The sequence below is a fragment of the Aeromonas simiae genome (genome assembly GCF_014892695.1).
Taxonomy (GTDB): domain Bacteria; phylum Pseudomonadota; class Gammaproteobacteria; order Enterobacterales; family Aeromonadaceae; genus Aeromonas; species Aeromonas simiae.
Genome location: NZ_CP040449.1, coordinates 193971 through 211307 on the forward strand (window position 1 = coordinate 193971; position 17337 = coordinate 211307).

Below are 17337 nucleotides of genomic sequence, written 5' to 3' on the forward strand. Positions count from 1 at the left end.
AAAGAAGGGGCCTGACGCGTGCGTCAGGCCCCTTTTGTATGGGCGCTCGGGCGGGATCAGATCGCCGCGCAAGCGGCAAAGCCTTCGCGCAGCGGCTCAACGGGCAGGTAGCGGCCGATGATCACCAGCCGCGAGCGGGGTGGTGTCTCGCCCCAAGGGGAGCCGTAGTCGAACCCCACCACCTTGTGCACCCCCTGCACGATCAGCCGGCGCGATTCACCGGCGATGGCCAGCACCCCCTTGTAGCGCAGCATGTCGTTGCCGTGCTGCGCGATGCACTGCTCCATGAAGGCGCCGATGCGCTTGAGATCCAGCTCGCCCCCCTCGAACAGTTGGGCCTGTATGGTGTCGTGCCAGGAGCGGGGCTGCCCCGAGAGGGGGGCGAAGGCCTCGCCGCTGGCTCGCACTATGCGCACCCCTTGGCTCAGGGGCAGCTCGTCGCTCAGGGTGAAGGCGTCGATATCGAGCCAGAGCGAAGGGGGGCAGGCCCCCTGCTGCACGTCGATGATCTCGGCCTTGTGGTTGATGCGATGGATGCGGGCGAGAGCTGCGGCGCGGGTCGCCTCATCCACGCTGTCGCACTTGCTGAGTAAGATGCGATCGGCAAAGCCGAGCTGGGCGGCGGCCACCGGGTGCTCGTCGAGCTGGCGGGCGATGTGCTGGCAGTCGGCCAAGGTGATGACGGCATCGAGGCGCAGCGCCTCGCGCAGGGCCTCTTCCACGAAGAAGGTCTGGATGATGGGGCCCGGATCGGCGAGGCCGGTGGTCTCGACGATGAGCCGCTCGAAGGCCAGCTCGCCACGCGCCCGGCGCGCCAGCAGATCGGTGAGGGCGGCGGCGAACTCGCCGCGCACGCTGCAACAGACGCAGCCGTTACTGAGCTCGACCACGCTCACCCCCTCGCCCCCCTCAAGCAGGGCGCCGTCGATGTTGGCGGCGCCGAACTCGTTCTCGAGGATGGCCACAGGGGGCCCTTGATGGTGGCGCAGGAAGTGGTTGAGCAGGGTGGTTTTGCCGGCGCCGAGAAAACCGGTCAGCAGGGTGACCGCAATCGCCTGGTTCATGGGGATTCCTATCTAGCAGCAGCGACCGCCGTTCTTGCCGCCGTAGCGGGCATCTTGGCGTTCGCGGAAAAACTCTTCGTAGCTCATGGGGGTCTGCTCCGGGTGGGTCAGCCGCATGTGCTGCACATAGTTGTCGTAATCGGGCACACCGACCATCAGCTTGGCGGCCTGTCCCAGGTATTTGCCGGCTTTGGCCAGGGTGTCGAACATGCTTGCTCCTCGTTTAGCGTCGATGAGGGCCGGCCCCAGGGGGCCGGCCTGCTGACTTACTTCAGGCTGGGGGCCAGATCGCTGTCGTCATCCGCGTCGGACTGAGCGGTCTTGTCCGCCGGCATCGGCTGATACGGGGTCTCGTTGGCGCTCGGCTGCGGGTTGCGCAGCGCCTTGAGCGCGGTCTTGAGCGAGAACAGGGCGAGCACCACCACCACCACCATGAAGAACAGGGTGAGGCCGGCGTCGAGGCGGTTGTTAAACACCAGTTGGCTCAGCTGCGACTCGGTGTACTGGGGCGGGATGGCGCCGCTGTCGATCATCGCCTGGAACTTGTTGGCGATGGCGAGGAAGCCCAGTTTCGGGTTGTCGCTGAACACCTTCTGCCAGCCGGCGGTCATGGTGCAGATGAGCAGCCAGCTGGTCGGCAGCAGGGCCACCCAGGCGTAGGCGTGGCGCTTCATCTTGAACAGCACCACGGCGCACAGCAGCAGCGCCATGCCGGCCAGCATCTGGTTGGCGATGCCAAACAGCGGCCACAGGGTGTTGATGCCGCCGAGCGGGTCGACCACCCCTTGATGCAGGAAGTAGCCCCAGGCCAGCACGCACAGGGCGGTGGCGAGCAGGTTGGCCGGCAGCGACTCGGTGCGCTTGAGGGAGGGGGAGATGACCCCCAGCAGATCTTGCAGCATGAAGCGGGCGGCGCGGGTGCCAGCGTCCACCGCGGTGAGGATGAACAGGGCCTCGAACAGGATCGCAAAGTGATACCAGAAGGCGACGTTCATCAGGCCGCCGAGGGCTCCGTGCAGTATGTAGGCCATGCCGACCGCCAGGGTCGGAGCGCCGCCGGCGCGCGAGATGATGCTCTGCTCACCCACCTCGCTGGCGATGCGGGTCAGGGTCTCTGGGGTGATCTGGAAGCCCCAGCCGCTCACCACGGAGGCGGCAGAGACCACCACGTCGGTGGTACCGGCCGGCGCCAGCACAGCCATCGGGCTGTTCATGGCGAAGTAGACACCCGGATCGATGACGCAGGCGGCCACCAGAGCCATGATGGCGACGAAGGACTCCATCAGCATGCCGCCGTAGCCGATGAAGCAGGCCTGGTTCTCGTTGGCCAGCATCTTGGGGGTGGTGCCCGAGGAGATGAGGGCGTGGAAGCCCGACACGGCGCCACAGGCGATGGTGATGAACAGGAAGGGGAACAGATCCCCGGCCCACACCGGGCCGGTGCCGTCGATGAACTGGGTCAGCGCCGGCATTTGCAGGGTCGGACGCATGATCAGGATGCCGATGGCCAGCCCGACTATGGTGCCGATCTTGAGGAAGGTCGAGAGGTAGTCACGCGGTGCCAGCAGCAGCCAGACCGGCAGCACGGAGGCGACGAAGCCGTAGCCGACCAGCATCCAGGTGAGCTGCACCCCGTTAAAGTCGAAGTAGGGGGCCCAGGTTTCGCTCTCGGCGACCCAGCCGCCGGAGATGATGGCGAACATCAGCAGCACTAGGCCTATCACCGACACCTCGCCGATGCGGCCGGGGCGCAGGTAACGGGTGTAGATCCCCATGAACAGGGCCAGCGGAATGGTGAAGGCCACCGTGTAGGTACCCCACGGGCTGTGGGCCAGCGCCTTGACCACTATCATCGCCAGCACCGCCAGGATGATCACCATGATCATGAAGGTGGCGACCAGAGCGATAACCCCGGCGGTATTGCCCATCTCGGCCTTGACCAGCTCGCCAAGGGAGCGGCCGTCACGGCGGGTTGAGACGAACAGCACCATGAAGTCCTGCACCGCGCCGGCCAGCACGACCCCGGCCAGTAGCCAGAGCATGCCGGGCAGATAACCCATCTGGGCGGCCAGCACGGGCCCCACCAGAGGGCCGGCGCCAGCGATGGCGGCGAAGTGGTGGCCGAACAGCACCTTCTTGTCGGTCGGCACATAGTCCAGCCCGTCGTTGTGGCGCACTGCTGGCGTCATGCGGGTGCCGTCTACCCCCAGCACCTTGTGGGCGATGAAGAGGCCGTAGTAGCGATAGGCGATGAGATAGACACACACCGCCGCCACCACGATCCAGAGGGCGTTGATCTGTTCACCGCGATTGAGGGCGATATAGCCGAGGGCGAAGGCACCGAGCAGTGCCAGCACCACCCAGCCAAGGTGTTTCCCGAACTTCTCCATAAGTCACGTCCGTTATTGAGGTGTTACATAGATTGGTTGTTGGCATTTGCATCTTTATAACAATCGTCTACGCGCCTCAATCGGCTTCTCCTGTAACTGAGCGCGGCCACGCGATATTTTCCCGAGAATGCTGAGGGGATCACAAACTGGAGGGGTATGGCTAAAACCCATGAATTAGCGGGGGTTTTACTCGAGGAAAGAAAATCAGCCCACGCTGCGGTGACCGCATCAGCCGCTGCCGACCGGCCGCGAGCCAGTGAAAAATAGGGCGGCACGCGTCACGGCGCCCTGCGCGGCTCGGGTGAGCTAGCCCGAACCCGCTGGCGGGCCGCGATGGGCGGCGCCGCTCCTGCTCTATTCGGGTGGCCTTCTCCCTCCATTTTGCGGGTGTTTTGCCGGCAAGCCTGCGCCTATACTGGCTCCCCGACGATACTAATAAACCTTCACAAGGATTGATCATGAGCAACACCGTCACTTTGCAAGGCAACCCGGTTTCCGTGGCTGGCTCCTTCCCCGCCGCCGGCCAGCAGGCCAAGCCCTTCTCCCTGGTTGGCAAGGATCTGGCCGACGTGACCCTGGCCAGCTTTGCCGGCCAGCGCAAGATCCTCAACATCTTCCCGAGCGTCGACACCTCGGTGTGCGCCGCCTCGGTGCGCAAGTTCAACACCGAAGCCAGCGCGCTGACCAACACCGTCGTGCTGTGCATCTCCGCCGATCTGCCGTTCGCCCAGGCTCGTTTCTGCGGCGCCGAGGGGCTCGACAAGGTGGTGACCCTCTCCACCCTGCGCAGCGGTGACTTCATGCAGGAGTACGGTGTGGCCTTCTCCTCCGGCCCGCTGGTGGGGCTGACGGCCCGCGCCATCGTGGTGCTCGACGAGCAAGACAAGGTGCTGCACAGCGAGCTGGTGGCCGAAGTGACCGAAGAGCCGAACTACGCCGCCGCGTTGGCTGCCCTGGCCTGATCGCCTCCACATCTGCTCAAAGGCCCGCCATCTGGCGGGCCTTTTTATGGCGCCAGCGTCACCTCGGGGGCGTGCCGGTGGTGCATCCATTTGCGTAAGATCAGCAAGGTGGCGGCGAAGCCGGGGTGGATGGGCCCTTGCCCAGCCCCTGCATTTGCGCACTTGCCGGATGGCCGCAAGCGGTTACCATGGCTGCACATTCATGACCTGCATGGAGCCCTTTGTGCGCCACATTCTTGTTCTTCTGTTAGGGGGCTTGCTCGGTTCCCAAGCCTTGGCGGGGGATCGCCCGGCCCGTTTTGATTTTTACGCTCTTGCTCTTTCCTGGTCGCCGGAGCATTGCGTCGCCCGTCGCAACGACAACCAGTGCGGCCGGGGTTACGGCTTTGTCCTGCACGGCCTGTGGCCGCAGCGTGAGCGCGGTTATCCGGCCGACTGCCCTGGTGAGCCGTGGGATGCGGCCATGGGCAAGGCGTTTCCGACCCTCTATCCCAGCGCCCACCTCTATCGCCACGAGTGGAAGAAGCACGGCACCTGCTCGGGTCTGCCGCAGCGTGACTATCATGCCCTGGCCGAACGCCTCAAGGGTCGGCTGGTGATCCCCGAGGCCTACCGGGCGCCGGTGCAGCCGCTGCGACGCAGCCCGGCTGCGCTGCGCCGGGATTTGCTGGCAGCCAACAACTGGCTCAAGGAGGAGAGCATCGCCCTCTCTTGCGGAACCGGTGGCCGCTTTTTGCGTGAAATTTATCTTTGCCTGACCCCGGACGGCAAGACGGCGCGGGCTTGCTCGCAGGAGATGCAGCGGCGCGAGGCGCGCCTGTGCGCCCAACCGGACTTTCTGCTGCGCGCGGTGCGTTAGCGGCGTTCACATCAAGGAGGATGTCATGACGCTCACCTCACTGCTGGGCTGTGCCCTGCCGATCATTCAGGCTCCCATGGCGGGGGTGCAGGATCATCGGCTGGCGCTGGCGGTCTGCCGTGCCGGCGGACTCGGCTCACTGCCCGCCGCCATGCTGACGCCGGCGGCGCTGCGCACCGCGCTGACCGAGTTGCAGGGGGCAACCTCGGCCCCGTTCAACGTCAACTTCTTCTGTCACCGCGAGGTAACGCCGGACGCTGCCCATCTGGCGCGCTGGCGTCATGCGCTGGCACCTGGCTACGAGCGGCTCGGGATCCCGCAAAGCTGCACCGTGCCCGGCCCATCGCGGCAACCCTTCGGCCCCGAGCAGGCGGCCCTCATCGAGGCGCTGCGCCCGGCCGTGGTGAGCTTTCACTTTGGGCTGCCGGCCCCTGATCTGCTGGCGCGGGTCAAGGGGGCGGGGGCCAAAGTGCTCGCCTCGGCGACCACGGTCGCCGAGGCCCGCTGGCTTGAGGCGCACGGCGCCGACGTGATCATCGCCCAGGGGCTGGAGGCGGGGGGGCATCGCGGGCACTTCCTTGACGAGGATCTGACCTTGCAGGCGGGCTTGTTCGCCCTGTTGCCGCAGATCGTCGATGCGGTGCGCCTGCCTGTGGTGGCGGCGGGAGGGATCATGGATGCCCGTGCGGTGCGGGCGGCGCGCAGTCTCGGGGCGGCCGGGGTGCAGGTGGGGACCGCCTTTTTACTGTGTGACGAGGCAACCACGCCGCCGCTGCACCGGGCGGCGCTGCTGGGCCCGGCGCGTCACAGCGCCATTACCAACCTGTTTACCGGGCGACCGGCCCGTGGCCTGCACAACCGCCTGATGGGCTGGCTCGGCCCCCTCTCGCCGCTCGCGCCCCCCTTCCCCCACGCCGGCGCAGCGCTGGCGCCGCTGCGCAGTGCCGCCGAGGCCGCCGGGCGGGATGACTTTACGCCGTTGTGGGCAGGGCAGGGGCACAGTGCCTGCCGCGCCGTGGCGGCGGCCGAGGTGGTGGCGGCTCTGGCTGCTGGCTGGAACGTTTAGGGGAGCAGAGTCAGGGCTCGGCGGGTCGAGGGGAAGGCGAAGCGCTCCGGCGCCAGGGCTTGGCGCGCCACCCAGTGCAGCTCGGCCACGTCATCGGCCGCGCGCAGTTGGGGTTTTTCCGTCAGCATGACGGCAAACACCGCATCGCAGGTGCAGTAGTCGATGCCATCGAAGTGGTAGGTGTTGGGAAAGGAGCCGAGATAGCGCAGCTGCTCCGGTGCCGGCTGCCAGCCGATCTCCTCGCCGAGCTCGCGCAGGGCCGCCTGCTCTAGCGACTCGCGCGGGTCGACAAAGCCACCCGGCAGATCCCACAGGCCGCGACCCGGCTCGCGGGCGCGCACCGCGACCAGCAGCTCATCGCGCCAGCACAGGGCGACCATGACGGCGGAGGCCACGTTGTGGAAGTAGTGAAAACCGCAGTGGCAGCGCAGCTCCTGCTCGGACAGGCGCGCCAGGGTGGCGTGGCCACAGGATGGGCAGTGCAGCATAAAGGGCTCCCTCTCAGGTGATAGGGAGCCCAGTGTGTCATAGCCGGCGGGGTTAGTCGCGTCCGGGTAGCATGCGGCGAACCAGGTTACTGCGCTGGCGCCACGAGGTGAAAAGCAGGGCGGCCAGGTGCAGGGCAATCAACCCTTGCAATAGCCAGACGCACCCTTCGTGCCACTCGTCGGCGCCCCAGCCGAAGCCGGCTTCGGTGTTTTGCAGCCAGCCGGTGAAGGCGGTGGCCAGTACGGTGAGCCATAACGCCCACACGGCCAGCTTGCCACTGCCGTGATGGCCGGGGGCGGGCGGCTGGCGATCGCGCAGTGCCTCCCGCTGCTGGCGCAGCTCGCTCAGGGTGGGCCAGAGGGTGCCGAGGCGGGCATATTGGCCGGCAAAGGTGACGCCCCACAAGAGGCGCACCCCGATCAGTACCATGACCAGATAACCGAGCTGCTCGTGCAGCGCTTCGCCTGCTTCGTCGAACCAGAGGTTGGCGGCGCAGCAGAACACGATCCCCCAGTGTACGACCCTGACCAGGGGATCCCAGCGAAAGGTATCAACCCTTCTGCTTGGCATACTTGTGATACTCCTTCTTCAGGTCATTGACCTTGGCCAGGTGGGCGCGTGCTTTTTCCTGATCGCCACTCTTGAGGGCGGCCAGGCTGGCATCGAGCTCGGTCTGCACCTCGTCCAACCCTTCTAGGAACTTGGCCTTCTTGGCGGTCGGCATCTCGCGGCCCTTGGCCTTTTCCACCTCATCTTTCATCTGGGTGATGAACTTCTCCATGGTGGCCGGGTCATCGGCCTTGACGGCCTGCTTGTAGTTGAAACCGATCTTCTTCATCGGTTGCTCGAGATCGCCTGCCAGGGCAGGCAGAGTGAAGGCGCCCAGCAGCAGGGGCAGAAGCAGGGGACGAACAGTTTTCAACATGATGATTTCCTTATGGTTGCACGACATGCGAGTTATTCGTTTGAGAATCATGCGCGAGGATCGCACTGCACATCATGCCACGGCAAAGGGTGAAAGGTTCGTGAAAAGTACGTCTTTTTTGGTAAGGAAATGGCGAAATGGTTACGAGGGTGTAGAGAGGGTGGGTCGCCGTGAGCTGCGACCCAAGCCGGGGATCAGACGAGATCTTCGATGGAGAACTCGCCGGGCAGGCCATCGCACTGGATGGCATAGCCTCCGCTGTAGCAGGTGCTGAACTGGATCAAAAAGGGGTGATCGGACAACACGTCGTGCAGGGGAAGTTCAAGCGGCTTGCAGCGTCGCAACGGCTTGCGGGTAGTGATCTTTTTCATGGTATTTCTCACAACTAAATAGGTTTTGATGACTCCTCTGTTCGCAAAAACGGCACCTGGGTGGCGTGGTTCAGGATCCCTTTCCCGCAGATAACGGGACAGTGCAAGGGAGGAATGGATCGCGTTGACTCCGATAGGGAGCCGAGCCGGTTCAGACTGGGGGATTGTGAAAAACTGACAAACGTGGCGGCGGGTATGGCAGGGGATAACACAAGCGGGCCGTCTTGACTGGCCGGCGCGCATTCTGCGGCGCTTCCCCACAAGATGCAAGCACTATTTGCCTGTTTTTTGTTCGCGCTACCAGTGGCGTCAGGCGCCAGGCCGCTTGTAGTAGTAGGCGGTGGCATGGGGGCGACCATCCGGTGAGAGGGCATAATCTGGGATTTCGCCGCACTTTTGCCAGCCTTGCCGTCGGTAGAGGCGCTCGGCATCCGAGCCAGCTTCGGTGTCGAGTACCAGTAGGGTCAGCCCAAGGCGGCATGCCTCCTCTTCCAGAGTAGCGAGCAGGGTGCGGGCGATACCGAGACCGCGCGCCGCCGGGTGGACGAACAGCTTTTGCACCTCCCCTCTGTGGCGACCGTTGTCTTTGCCGCACGGGGCGAGCTGCACCGTACCCAGGATGGCGCCATCACGGTGTGCCACCCACAGATGTAGCCCGAGCGGTAGCTCGCGGGCCACCTCTTGCCAGTAGGTGTCGGCTTGGTGGGCATCGAGGGAGGCCATAAAGCCAATGGAAGCACCGTCCTGCACGGTCACGATCAGCAGGTGAGCAAGGGCGCGGGCATCTTCTGTGCCAAGGGTATTGAGTCGGGAGATCTGTACCATGAAAAGGGCCTCCTGCCCTGATGGGGAGGAGGCCATGTTAGCGTCCGGCGCCGGTGGGGTGCCAGTGCCCTGTCAGGTGGGGCCTTGCACCCCGCCTTTGTTACTGGGCGCTCAGGGTGTAGGCCAGGGTCTGGTCGTTGAAGCGCACCACGTAGGTACCCACCACAGAGGTGGTGATGTCGGCGCCGGTCAGCTCGGCCACGCCATCTTTGTTGGTGTCGCCGTAGTTCTGGGTCCAGTCCCCCAAGACGTCGAACTTAAAGCGCTGACCGCCGTTACCATCACCGGCACCGGTGAAGTTGACGGTGGCCTGCCACAGGTGATCGCCGACCAGGGTCATGGGGGTGGTGCCCCAGCTGTTGGTGGTGCCGCGAATGTTTAGGCTGGCAAGGTTCTTGGCATAGCTCACCGTGACCGGGGTCAGGCTGTATTGCAGGGTCTGGTCATTGAAGCGTACGCGGTACTGGCCGGTGACCGTGGTGTAGATATCGGCTCCGGTCTGCTCGGCCACGCCATCTTTGTTGGTATCGCCGTAGTTCTGGGTCCAGTCGCCCTTGACGTCGAACTTGAAGCGCTGGTTGGCTTGACCGTCGAAGGTGACCAGGGCTTCCCACTGATTGTCGCCAACCAGGGTCATGGCCAGGGAGCCCCAGCTGTTGGGGGTGCCACGGAAGTTCAGGGTCGGCAACACGCTGGTGTAGCTGCCGTTGACATCGGTGACGTTGACGGTGGCGCTGGCGCTGGAGGTCAGCCCCTCGGCATCGGTCACGGTCACAGTGATGGTACGGCTACCCAGGGTGTCGAACAGCACGGTCTCGGTCTTGGCGCTGCCGCCGGTGGACCAGCTGTAGCTCACCACGCTGGCATCATCGCTGGAGGCCGAGGCGTCGAACACCACGCTGTCACCGAGCGTGACGCTGAGGGTCTTGGGCGAAATGGCGGCGACCGGAGCTTGGTTGCTGGTCAGCGGCGTGACGGTATAGCTCATGTCGCTCTCTTTGAGGGAGATGCGATAGGTGCCGGCACCGCTGACATAGATGTCCTTGGTGCTGCCCTTGTCGGCAATGCCATCCCCTTCGTTATCGCCGTAGTTTTCGGTCCAGTTGCCGAACACGTCGAACTTGAAGCGCTGGGCACCGGTGGCATCGCCGGCGCCGGTCAAGGTCACGGTGGCGGACCAGACGCGGTTGGCATCGACCGTCATGGCGGTGTTGCCCCAGGCGTTGTAAGTACCGCGGATGTTCATGCTGCTGAACTTGTTGCCCACGATGACACTGCTGCATGGGGTGGCCTTGGTGCAGCCCGCTACGATGGCGACGGCCTTCATGCCGGGCACATTGAGGCTGGCCTTGCCGCTACCATCGACCGTGATGTAGCTGCCGCTGCAATAGCTGTCACCGCCAAGGATGTTGCAATACTCGCCAGCCGGCAGGCCGGTCGGGACGCTGGCCACCAGGCTGCCGCTCTCGTTGTTGATGGCAACAAAGCCCTTGTCACCGCGACCGAAGGCGATTTGGTTGTTGCCGTTATCCCACCAGTTGCTGACCGGTTGGCCGTCGGTCTTGTTGTGGAACATGGCCATGTTCATGATGGTCGGGCGGCGCTGTTCGCAGTTCCACTGGGAGTCGGTACAGGGGGTGCTGGAAGGCGCGCCCTTGTCGGTTTCGTACTTGCCCATGTCGGCGAAGCGGTAGCCCGACATCACCTGCTTCCAGCCATAGGGCCAGGCCATCATGAAGGTGTTGGCTAGCTCATAGCGGGCGCCATTCATGAAGGTGAGCATGCCGCCACCACCGTGGCCGCGTTCGCGATCGTGGTTGACCACGAAGACGAAGGCGCTGTTTGAGGGGAGCAGGCCCCAGCTCTCGCCCAGAGTCTTGAGGTTTTTGATCTGGCCGTTGAAGTTGGCGGCCAGATCGGTGCCGTATTTGAAGTCGGTGACCCGATCGATGTAGGTGTAGCGGTTGGGTTGGATGTCGGGCGACTCGCCGCCGGCACCGATCACTTCCAGATAGGCTTTGGGTGTGCCGGCCTTGTCGAGGATGGCCTTCACATCGGCAGGGGCCATGTGTTTGGCGGCATCGATACGAAAGCCCGCCACGCCCCAACCGAGCAGGGTCTTCATGTAGGTGGCGATCTGATCCTGCACGTAGGAGGAGCCGGTGTTGAGATCCGGCATGCCATAGAGGGCGCCGTTCCAGACGTTGCTGCTGTCGCTGTAGGTGGTGATGTCACCGCTGTGGTGGAAGTCGTTGTAACCGAACTGGGGATACTGATACTGCCCCGAGTTGTAGCTGCTACCGCCGGTGCCGGTACCGGTACCAGAGGCGAGCTGGTTAAAGACGGCATCGGCATAGACCTTGACCCCGGCTGCGTTACAGCGGGCGATCATGCTCTTGAGTTCGGCCTCACTGCCGCCGAAGCTGTTGAAATTCTTGAAGCTGACCGGTTGGTAGACGGTCCACCAGTACTCGCTCCCCTGCTTGTGTTCGGCCGGCGGCGTGATCTGTACCCCTCCGAATCCCTTGGGGCCGAGTACCTTCTCGCACTCGTTGGCGATATCGTTGAACTTCCATTGGAACAGGTGGACCATGACGCCTTCGGCGGCGGCACTGTGGCTAAATGAGCCCAGCACGGCAGCCAGCACGGCGGTTCGAAACAGTGTGCTTTGCATGACGATTTTCCCTTCGACGTTGCTGTTATTGATTTATCACTGCATGAATATCGAACGAACTACGAACAACCCTCGTTCGGCTCAATAGCATCAATGAAATCGATGAGGTTGAAAATCGAACAGTTGGAATTAGTTGAGATCTGTGAATGAAAATGCTTTCAAAAGCGGCGAACGCGCAGAATGTCTGATGTGCGGCGACGGCTTTTCTGATGAGCCTTGCCGGTGTGGGATGACGCAGGCTTCGTGGAGACGATCTGTCGACAGGAGGTGACGCAGAGGGTGACAAAGTGCCACCGGTTTGGGTGAGGCGGCTTGGGGGGAATCGCCGTGGCGCCTAATATAAGCGGCCAATGAATCAGTGAGGTGCGGATATGCGGATGGACGATCGGCGCGAGAGCGCCAATGTGGAAGATCGCCGTGGACAGGGGGGCGGCCGCTCTGCGTTACCGCTGCGTGGCAAGGGCGGAATTGGGGTGCTGATCCTGGTGTTGGTGGCCGGTTATTACGGTATCGATCTGACGCCTCTGCTGGGCGGCGGGGCTCCGGGTCAGGTGCAGCAGCAGGCGATCTCGCCACAAGATGATGAGCTGGCGCGCTTTACCTCCAAGATCCTGGCTTCGACAGAAGACTCCTGGGAGAGCCTGTTTCGTCAGGCGGGCAAACAGTACCAAGCCCCCAAACTGGTGCTCTATCGTGGCGCGACCCGCACCGGCTGTGGCCAGGGGCAGGCGGTGATGGGGCCGTTCTACTGCCCGGCCGATCGCTCCGTCTACATCGATCTTTCGTTTTATCAGGAGATGCGCGACAAGCTGGGGGCGGGCGGTGACTTTGCCCAAGGCTATGTGGTGGCACACGAGGTGGGCCACCATGTGCAGACCTTGCTCGGTATCGAACGTCAGGTACGTGAGCAGCAACGCGGCCTGAGCCAGACGGCCCAGAACAAACTCTCGGTCAAGATGGAGCTGCAAGCCGACTGCTTTGCCGGGGTGTGGGGCCACTATATGGAGCGTGAGCAGGTTCTTGAGGGCGGAGATCTGCAAGATGCCCTCAACGCCGCCGAGGCGATCGGCGACGATCGCTTGCAGCAGCAGGCGCATGGGCGGGTGGTGCCGGACAGCTTCACCCACGGCAGCTCGGCCCAGCGCTATGAGTGGTTCAAGCGTGGCTTTGACAGTGGCAAGCCCGAGGTGTGCAACACCTTTGCCAGCAAGGGGGTGTGAGGCCTCTTGTCACCGACCTGAAAACGGAGTCTGCGGACTCCGTTTTTTGTGGGATTCACACGGATGACCCCGGCAGGAGGGGCATTGTCTCCGGGTGGCGCATGGTGCCTCGCCCTGCCTCAAAAAAATTTGAGCCTATTGTGTGGGCATCGGATTGAGTCGCGCCAACGCCATGGTTACCATGGCGTGTATCAGCACCCATGGCTTCAACTTTTGTTGAGCCAAGGCCCTGTGGCCCCACAGAGTGCCGGGGCGCGGCGCCCCCATTACACGCAGAACACGAGAGCCCCATGATGCAACAATGGTCCGATTTCATCGCGCTGCTCCGGCGCGAGGTAGTGCCCGCCCTCGGTTGTACCGAGCCCATGTCGGTCGCCCTGGCGGCAGCTAACTGCCGTCAGTTGCTGGGGGAAGAGCCGCAGCGGATGAGCGTCTGGGTCAGCGGCAACCTGTTTAAGAACGGCATGGGGGTCGGCGTGCCCGGCACCGGCATGATCGGCTTGCCGGTCGCGGCAGCCGTTGGCGCCGTGGGGGGCAACCCGCAAGGGGGGCTGGAGGTGCTCAAGTCCCTCACGCCGGAGCAAATTGCCCACGCCAAGACCCTGCTGCCGTCGATCTCGGTCGATGTGAAGGCGGTGCCGGATGTGCTCTACGCCGAGGTGCTGGCCGAGGCTCATGGCCACACGGCGCGGGTCATTATCTGCACCGATCACACCCGCATCACTTTGATGGAAAGAGATGGCGAGGTGCTGCTGCAACAAGACAGTGCCCCCGGTGTGCAGGTGCAGCCGGCTCAATCTCATCAACCGGCCATGACCCTGCGCCAGATTGTCGAGTTTGCCCTAGCGGTGCCGCACGCCGAGATCGCCTTCATCCTGGAGGCGGCCCATCTCAACCAAGCCCTTGCCGACGAGGGGTTGCAGGGCTATGGCCTGCGCATCGGCCAGATCCTGACGGAGCAGGTCGAGCGCAAGCTGCTCTCCGATGATTTGATGACGCTCGCCATGCGTCTCGCCTCGGCAGCCTCGGATGCGCGCATGGATGGCGCCATGCTGCCGGCCATGTCCAACTCCGGCTCAGGCAACCAAGGAATTGCCGCCACCATGCCGGTGGTGGCCGCCGCCCGCTTTCTCAAGGCCGACGACGAGCAGCTCACCCGCGCCCTGGTGATGAGCCACCTCATCGCCATCTACATCAAGACCTACCAGAACAAGCTCTCGGCCCTGTGCGCGGCCAGTACCGCCGCCATGGGGGCCGGCGCTGCCATCACCTGGCTGCTCGGTGGCCAGTACGAGCAGATCAGTCACTGCATCAACAACATGATCGGCGACGTTTCCGGTATCATCTGCGACGGTGCTGGCAGCGCCTGCTCGATGAAGGTCTCCACCTCCACCTCGGCGGCGGTGAAATCCTCCTTGCTTGCCATCAACAACCTGCGGGTAACCCAGAGCGAGGGGATAGTGGAAGAGGATGTGGACAAGACCATTGCCAACCTGGGGCGGCTCTCCCGGGAGGGGATGCTCGATACCGACATCGAGATCATCAACATCATGCGGACCAAACAAAAGGGTCACACCTCATGATGGCGGGCGGTCAGTCCGCCCCGCGCTTTCAGGCGGATCTCCGCCGATGACAACCACCGACGCCCGTTGCCACGGGCGTCTCTCATTACGGGCACAACCCGTTTCTTAGGGGACAACACCATGACTCTCAGCGTCATAGGAAATCTGGCCATCTTGGTCATGCTGCTGCTTTTTCTCTACCGTTTGCAGCAAAAACACGTGAGCTTCACCCGCCGGGTCTTCTCCGGCCTCGGTCTTGGCGTTCTGCTCGGGGCCGGCCTGCATCTGCTGTACGGCAGCGGCTCGCCGGTCATCGCCCACACGGTCGACTACCTCGACATCGTTGGTAACGGCTATGTGCAGTTGCTGCAAATGATCGTCATCCCGCTCATCATGGTCTCCATCATCGGCGCCATCCTCAAGCTCAGCGGCGGCAGCTCGCTTGGCAAGATCAGCGCCATGACCATAGGGGTGCTCATCTTCACCACCATGCTTGCCGCCGGGGCCGGTATCTTGATGTCCAACCTGTTCGGTCTCACCGCCGAGGGGCTCACCGCTGGCGCCGCTGAAACCGCGCGAGGGGCGGCGCTGCAACACTCCCTCGGCAGCGTGGAGGGGCTCTCGTTTGCCAAGCTGGTGCAGGAGTTCATCCCGGCCAACCCCTTCCTCGACATGACCGGTGCGCGCAAGACCTCCACCATCGCCGTGGTGATCTTCTCCATCTTCATCGGCCTCTCGGCCACCGGTATCGCCCGCAAGAAACCGGAGATCTTCGCTCGCTTTGACAGCTTCATGGAGGTGGCCCACGCCATCGTGATGCGCATGGTGACCCTGGTGCTGCGCCTCACTCCGTATGGCGTGCTGGCCCTGATGGCTAAGGTGGTCTGTGGCGCCAACTATGCCGACATCCTCAACCTGCTCAACTTCGTGCTCGCCTCCTATGGCGCCATCGCCATCATGTTTGCGGTGCACCTGCTGCTGGTCTCCCTGGTTGGCCTCAATCCGCTGCGTTTCTTCAAGAAGATCCTGCCGCTGCTGGCGTTTGCCTTTACTGCGCGCACCAGCGCTGGCGCTATTCCGATGAACGTACAGACCCAGACCAAGGCGCTGGGCGTGCCGGAGGGGATCGCCAACTTTGCTGCCTCGTTTGGGGCCACCATCGGCCAGAACGGCTGCGCCGGTATCTACCCGGCCATGCTGGCAGTGATGATTGCCCCCACCGTGGGCATCAACCCGCTCGATCCCGGCTTCATCATGACCCTGATCGCCATCATCACCGTCAGCTCCTTCGGGGTAGCCGGAGTCGGCGGTGGTGCTACCTTCGCCGCCCTCATCGTGCTCTCCTCCCTCGACTTCCCGGTGGCTCTGGCAGGCCTGCTTATCTCCATTGAGCCGCTCATCGACATGGGGCGCACCGCCCTCAATGTCTCTGGCTCGGTGACCGCAGGCACCATTACCAGCCGCCTGCTCGGTCAGACCGACATGTCCCTGTTCAACCGCGATGAAGCGCCGGTGCTGGACGGGGAAGAGTCAGCCGTTTAACCCGATGTCGCGGGGCGTTCGCGCCCCGCCCTTACAGGAGTCAACCATGCGTATCCTGATCATTGGCGGCGAAGCTGCCGGCATGAGCGCGGCGGCCAAGGCGCGCCGCCTCATCAAAGAGGCCGAGATCGTCGTCTACGAGGCCTCCGAGGTCATTTCGTTCGGGGCCTGTGGCCTGCCCTATTTCGTCGGTGACGATTTTCAGAACCCCGAGTTCATGGCCGAGTTCAGTGTCGAGCAGTTTGCGGCGCGTGGTATCGAGGTCAAGACCGGCCACCGGGTCAGCGCTCTGGACCCCGTCCGCCAGACCCTCACCGTCGAGCATGACGGCGACACTTTCGAGGATCGCTACGATCGCCTGATGATCGCCACCGGCGCCTGCGAGGTGATGCCGCCTATCCCTGGTATTACCCTGCCCGGCGTGTTCGGCCTGCGGCGCATGGCCGACGGGCTGGCCCTTAAGGCCGCCGCCGAGGATAAGGCGCGACCGCGAGCCGTGGTCATCGGCTCGGGCTTCATCGGGCTGGAGGTGGTCGAGGCGCTGGTGCATCAAGGCAAGCAGGTGCGCCTCATTGAGCTAGCCGAGAGAGTTATCCCCGAGGCGTTTGATGCCGAGATCACCACCCACATCGAGCAAGAGCTGCGCGAGCAGGGGGTTGAGCTGCACCTGGGTGAGCGGGTCGAGGCCCTGCTCGGTGAGGAGGGCGTCACGGCCGTGCGCACCGATAAAGGGGAGTACGAGGCCGATATCGTCGTGGTCTGCACTGGGGTTCGCCCCAACACCGCCTTTCTCGACGGCACTGGCATCGCTCGCCTTGGTAACGGGGCCATCGAGGTGGACAGACAAGGGCGCAGCTCGCTGCCGAACGTCTGGGCCGCCGGCGACTGCGCCAGTGTCTGGCATAGCGTGAAACAGCAGCAGGCTTATGTGCCGCTGGCCACCATCGCCAACAAGCTCGGCCGCCTGGTGGGCGAGAACCTGGCTGGTGGCAGCGCGACATTCCCGGGCACGCTCGGCTCAGCCGCCCTCAAGGTGCTGGGGCTGGAGGCAGGGCGCACCGGTCTCTCTGAGCGCGAGGCGCAGCAGCTCGGCCTTGACTACCGCTGCGTGGTCATCAAGGACAAGTGCCATACCAACTACTGCCCGGGGCAGTCTGACCTGTACGTCAAGCTGGTGTACGAGGCGGGTAGTCAGCGTCTGCTGGGGGGGCAGATCCTAGGTCGCAAGGGGGCGGTACACCGCATCGATGCCCTGGCGGTCGCCATCACCATGGGGGTGACCACGGCGCAGTTAGGGATGATCGATTTTGCCTATGCACCGCCCTTCTCCCGCACCTGGGATGCGCTCAACGTGGCGGGCAACGTGGCCAAATAACGGCAAACGCCCA

Annotated in this window: 16 protein-coding genes; 7 read left to right on the forward strand and 9 right to left on the reverse strand. The window is 63.8% G+C overall.

From position 1 onward, the window contains the following. Positions 1–56: 56 nt before the first annotated feature. Genes FE240_RS00875 through cstA form a run of 3 tightly spaced genes read right to left on the reverse strand, consistent with a single transcriptional unit; the run spans position 57 to position 3454 of the window. Positions 57–1064: a CobW family GTP-binding protein gene (locus tag FE240_RS00875; RefSeq protein WP_193003012.1), complete on the reverse strand. Its 1008-nt coding sequence runs from the start codon at positions 1062–1064 to the stop codon at positions 57–59. Positions 1065–1076: 12 nt separating this feature from the next. Beyond that, positions 1077–1274: a YbdD/YjiX family protein gene (locus FE240_RS00880; RefSeq protein ID WP_193003013.1), complete on the reverse strand. Its 198-nt coding sequence runs from the start codon at positions 1272–1274 to the stop codon at positions 1077–1079. Positions 1275–1330: 56 nt separating this feature from the next. Beyond that, complete coding sequence (cstA, locus tag FE240_RS00885) at positions 1331–3454, reverse strand: pyruvate/proton symporter CstA (RefSeq protein WP_193003014.1); 2124 nt, start codon at positions 3452–3454, stop codon at positions 1331–1333. A 458-nt stretch (positions 3455–3912) separates the two neighbouring features. Between cstA and tpx the strand changes: the two genes are divergently transcribed. The 3 genes from tpx to FE240_RS00900 all read left to right on the forward strand — a co-directional run bounded on the left by tpx (position 3913) and on the right by FE240_RS00900 (position 6341). Then, positions 3913–4416, forward strand: a complete 504-nt coding sequence (gene tpx, locus FE240_RS00890) for a thiol peroxidase (protein ID WP_193003015.1) — start codon at positions 3913–3915, stop codon at positions 4414–4416. Positions 4417–4639: 223 nt separating this feature from the next. Continuing rightward, positions 4640–5275 (forward strand): ribonuclease T2 family protein, encoded by a 636-nt coding sequence (locus tag FE240_RS00895; protein WP_193003016.1) that lies wholly within the window; start codon positions 4640–4642, stop codon positions 5273–5275. A gap of 25 nt (positions 5276–5300) precedes the next feature. Beyond that, the gene (locus FE240_RS00900; protein WP_193003017.1) at positions 5301–6341 is read left to right on the forward strand and encodes an NAD(P)H-dependent flavin oxidoreductase; all 1041 of its coding nucleotides are present in this window, start codon (positions 5301–5303) and stop codon (positions 6339–6341) included. Here the strand turns inward: FE240_RS00900 and FE240_RS00905 are convergent. The 6 genes from FE240_RS00905 to FE240_RS00930 form a co-directional block, all read right to left on the reverse strand. Beyond that, a complete protein-coding gene (locus FE240_RS00905) occupies positions 6338–6826 on the reverse strand; it encodes an NUDIX hydrolase (protein WP_226799097.1) in 489 nt (162 codons plus the stop codon). The genes FE240_RS00900 and FE240_RS00905 overlap by 4 nt on opposite strands. 55 nt (positions 6827–6881) lie before the next feature. Further along, positions 6882–7400: a cytochrome b/b6 domain-containing protein gene (locus tag FE240_RS00910; protein ID WP_193003019.1), complete on the reverse strand. Its 519-nt coding sequence runs from the start codon at positions 7398–7400 to the stop codon at positions 6882–6884. Further along, positions 7381–7755: a cytochrome b562 gene (locus FE240_RS00915; protein WP_193003020.1), complete on the reverse strand. Its 375-nt coding sequence runs from the start codon at positions 7753–7755 to the stop codon at positions 7381–7383. Before FE240_RS00915 ends, FE240_RS00910 begins: the two co-directional genes overlap by 20 nt. Positions 7756–7949: 194 nt before the next feature. After that, positions 7950–8126, reverse strand: a complete 177-nt coding sequence (locus FE240_RS00920; protein ID WP_193003021.1) for a hypothetical protein — start codon at positions 8124–8126, stop codon at positions 7950–7952. Between the two features lie 309 nt (positions 8127–8435). Continuing rightward, entirely contained in the window at positions 8436–8951 is a 516-nt protein-coding gene (locus tag FE240_RS00925) for a GNAT family N-acetyltransferase (RefSeq protein WP_193003022.1), read from the reverse strand. Between the two features lie 100 nt (positions 8952–9051). Continuing rightward, positions 9052–11625, reverse strand: coding sequence for an alpha amylase C-terminal domain-containing protein (locus FE240_RS00930; protein ID WP_193003023.1), 2574 nt, complete (start codon positions 11623–11625; stop codon positions 9052–9054). A 371-nt stretch (positions 11626–11996) separates the two neighbouring features. On the opposite strand from FE240_RS00930, the gene ypfJ reads away from it, so the two are divergent. The 4 genes from ypfJ to FE240_RS00950 all read left to right on the forward strand — a co-directional run bounded on the left by ypfJ (position 11997) and on the right by FE240_RS00950 (position 17324). Beyond that, positions 11997–12845, forward strand: a complete 849-nt coding sequence (gene ypfJ, locus FE240_RS00935; protein WP_193003024.1) for a KPN_02809 family neutral zinc metallopeptidase — start codon at positions 11997–11999, stop codon at positions 12843–12845. Between the two features lie 290 nt (positions 12846–13135). Further along, positions 13136–14428, forward strand: a complete 1293-nt coding sequence (locus tag FE240_RS00940; RefSeq protein ID WP_193003025.1) for an L-cysteine desulfidase family protein — start codon at positions 13136–13138, stop codon at positions 14426–14428. A gap of 120 nt (positions 14429–14548) precedes the next feature. Then, complete coding sequence (locus FE240_RS00945; RefSeq protein WP_193003026.1) at positions 14549–15949, forward strand: L-cystine transporter; 1401 nt, start codon at positions 14549–14551, stop codon at positions 15947–15949. A gap of 46 nt (positions 15950–15995) precedes the next feature. Continuing rightward, positions 15996–17324, forward strand: a complete 1329-nt coding sequence (locus FE240_RS00950; RefSeq protein WP_193003027.1) for a CoA-disulfide reductase — start codon at positions 15996–15998, stop codon at positions 17322–17324. Positions 17325–17337: the final 13 nt, after the last annotated feature.

Excerpts from the sequence above, each read along its gene's own strand:
- FE240_RS00875 (WP_193003012.1), bottom strand. The coding sequence starts at position 1,064 with ATGAACCAGGCGATTGCGGTCACCCTGCTGACCGGTTTTCTCGGCGCC.
- FE240_RS00880 (WP_193003013.1), bottom strand. The coding sequence starts at position 1,274 with ATGTTCGACACCCTGGCCAAAGCCGGCAAATACCTGGGACAGGCCGCC.
- cstA (WP_193003014.1), bottom strand. The coding sequence starts at position 3,454 with ATGGAGAAGTTCGGGAAACACCTTGGCTGGGTGGTGCTGGCACTGCTC.
- tpx (WP_193003015.1), top strand. The coding sequence starts at position 3,913 with ATGAGCAACACCGTCACTTTGCAAGGCAACCCGGTTTCCGTGGCTGGC.
- FE240_RS00900 (WP_193003017.1), top strand. The coding sequence starts at position 5,301 with ATGACGCTCACCTCACTGCTGGGCTGTGCCCTGCCGATCATTCAGGCT.
- FE240_RS00910 (WP_193003019.1), bottom strand. The coding sequence starts at position 7,400 with ATGCCAAGCAGAAGGGTTGATACCTTTCGCTGGGATCCCCTGGTCAGG.
- FE240_RS00915 (WP_193003020.1), bottom strand. The coding sequence starts at position 7,755 with ATGTTGAAAACTGTTCGTCCCCTGCTTCTGCCCCTGCTGCTGGGCGCC.
- FE240_RS00920 (WP_193003021.1), bottom strand. The coding sequence starts at position 8,126 with ATGAAAAAGATCACTACCCGCAAGCCGTTGCGACGCTGCAAGCCGCTT.
- FE240_RS00925 (WP_193003022.1), bottom strand. The coding sequence starts at position 8,951 with ATGGTACAGATCTCCCGACTCAATACCCTTGGCACAGAAGATGCCCGC.
- FE240_RS00930 (WP_193003023.1), bottom strand. The coding sequence starts at position 11,625 with ATGCAAAGCACACTGTTTCGAACCGCCGTGCTGGCTGCCGTGCTGGGC.
- ypfJ (WP_193003024.1), top strand. The coding sequence starts at position 11,997 with ATGCGGATGGACGATCGGCGCGAGAGCGCCAATGTGGAAGATCGCCGT.
- FE240_RS00940 (WP_193003025.1), top strand. The coding sequence starts at position 13,136 with ATGATGCAACAATGGTCCGATTTCATCGCGCTGCTCCGGCGCGAGGTA.
- FE240_RS00945 (WP_193003026.1), top strand. The coding sequence starts at position 14,549 with ATGACTCTCAGCGTCATAGGAAATCTGGCCATCTTGGTCATGCTGCTG.
- FE240_RS00950 (WP_193003027.1), top strand. The coding sequence starts at position 15,996 with ATGCGTATCCTGATCATTGGCGGCGAAGCTGCCGGCATGAGCGCGGCG.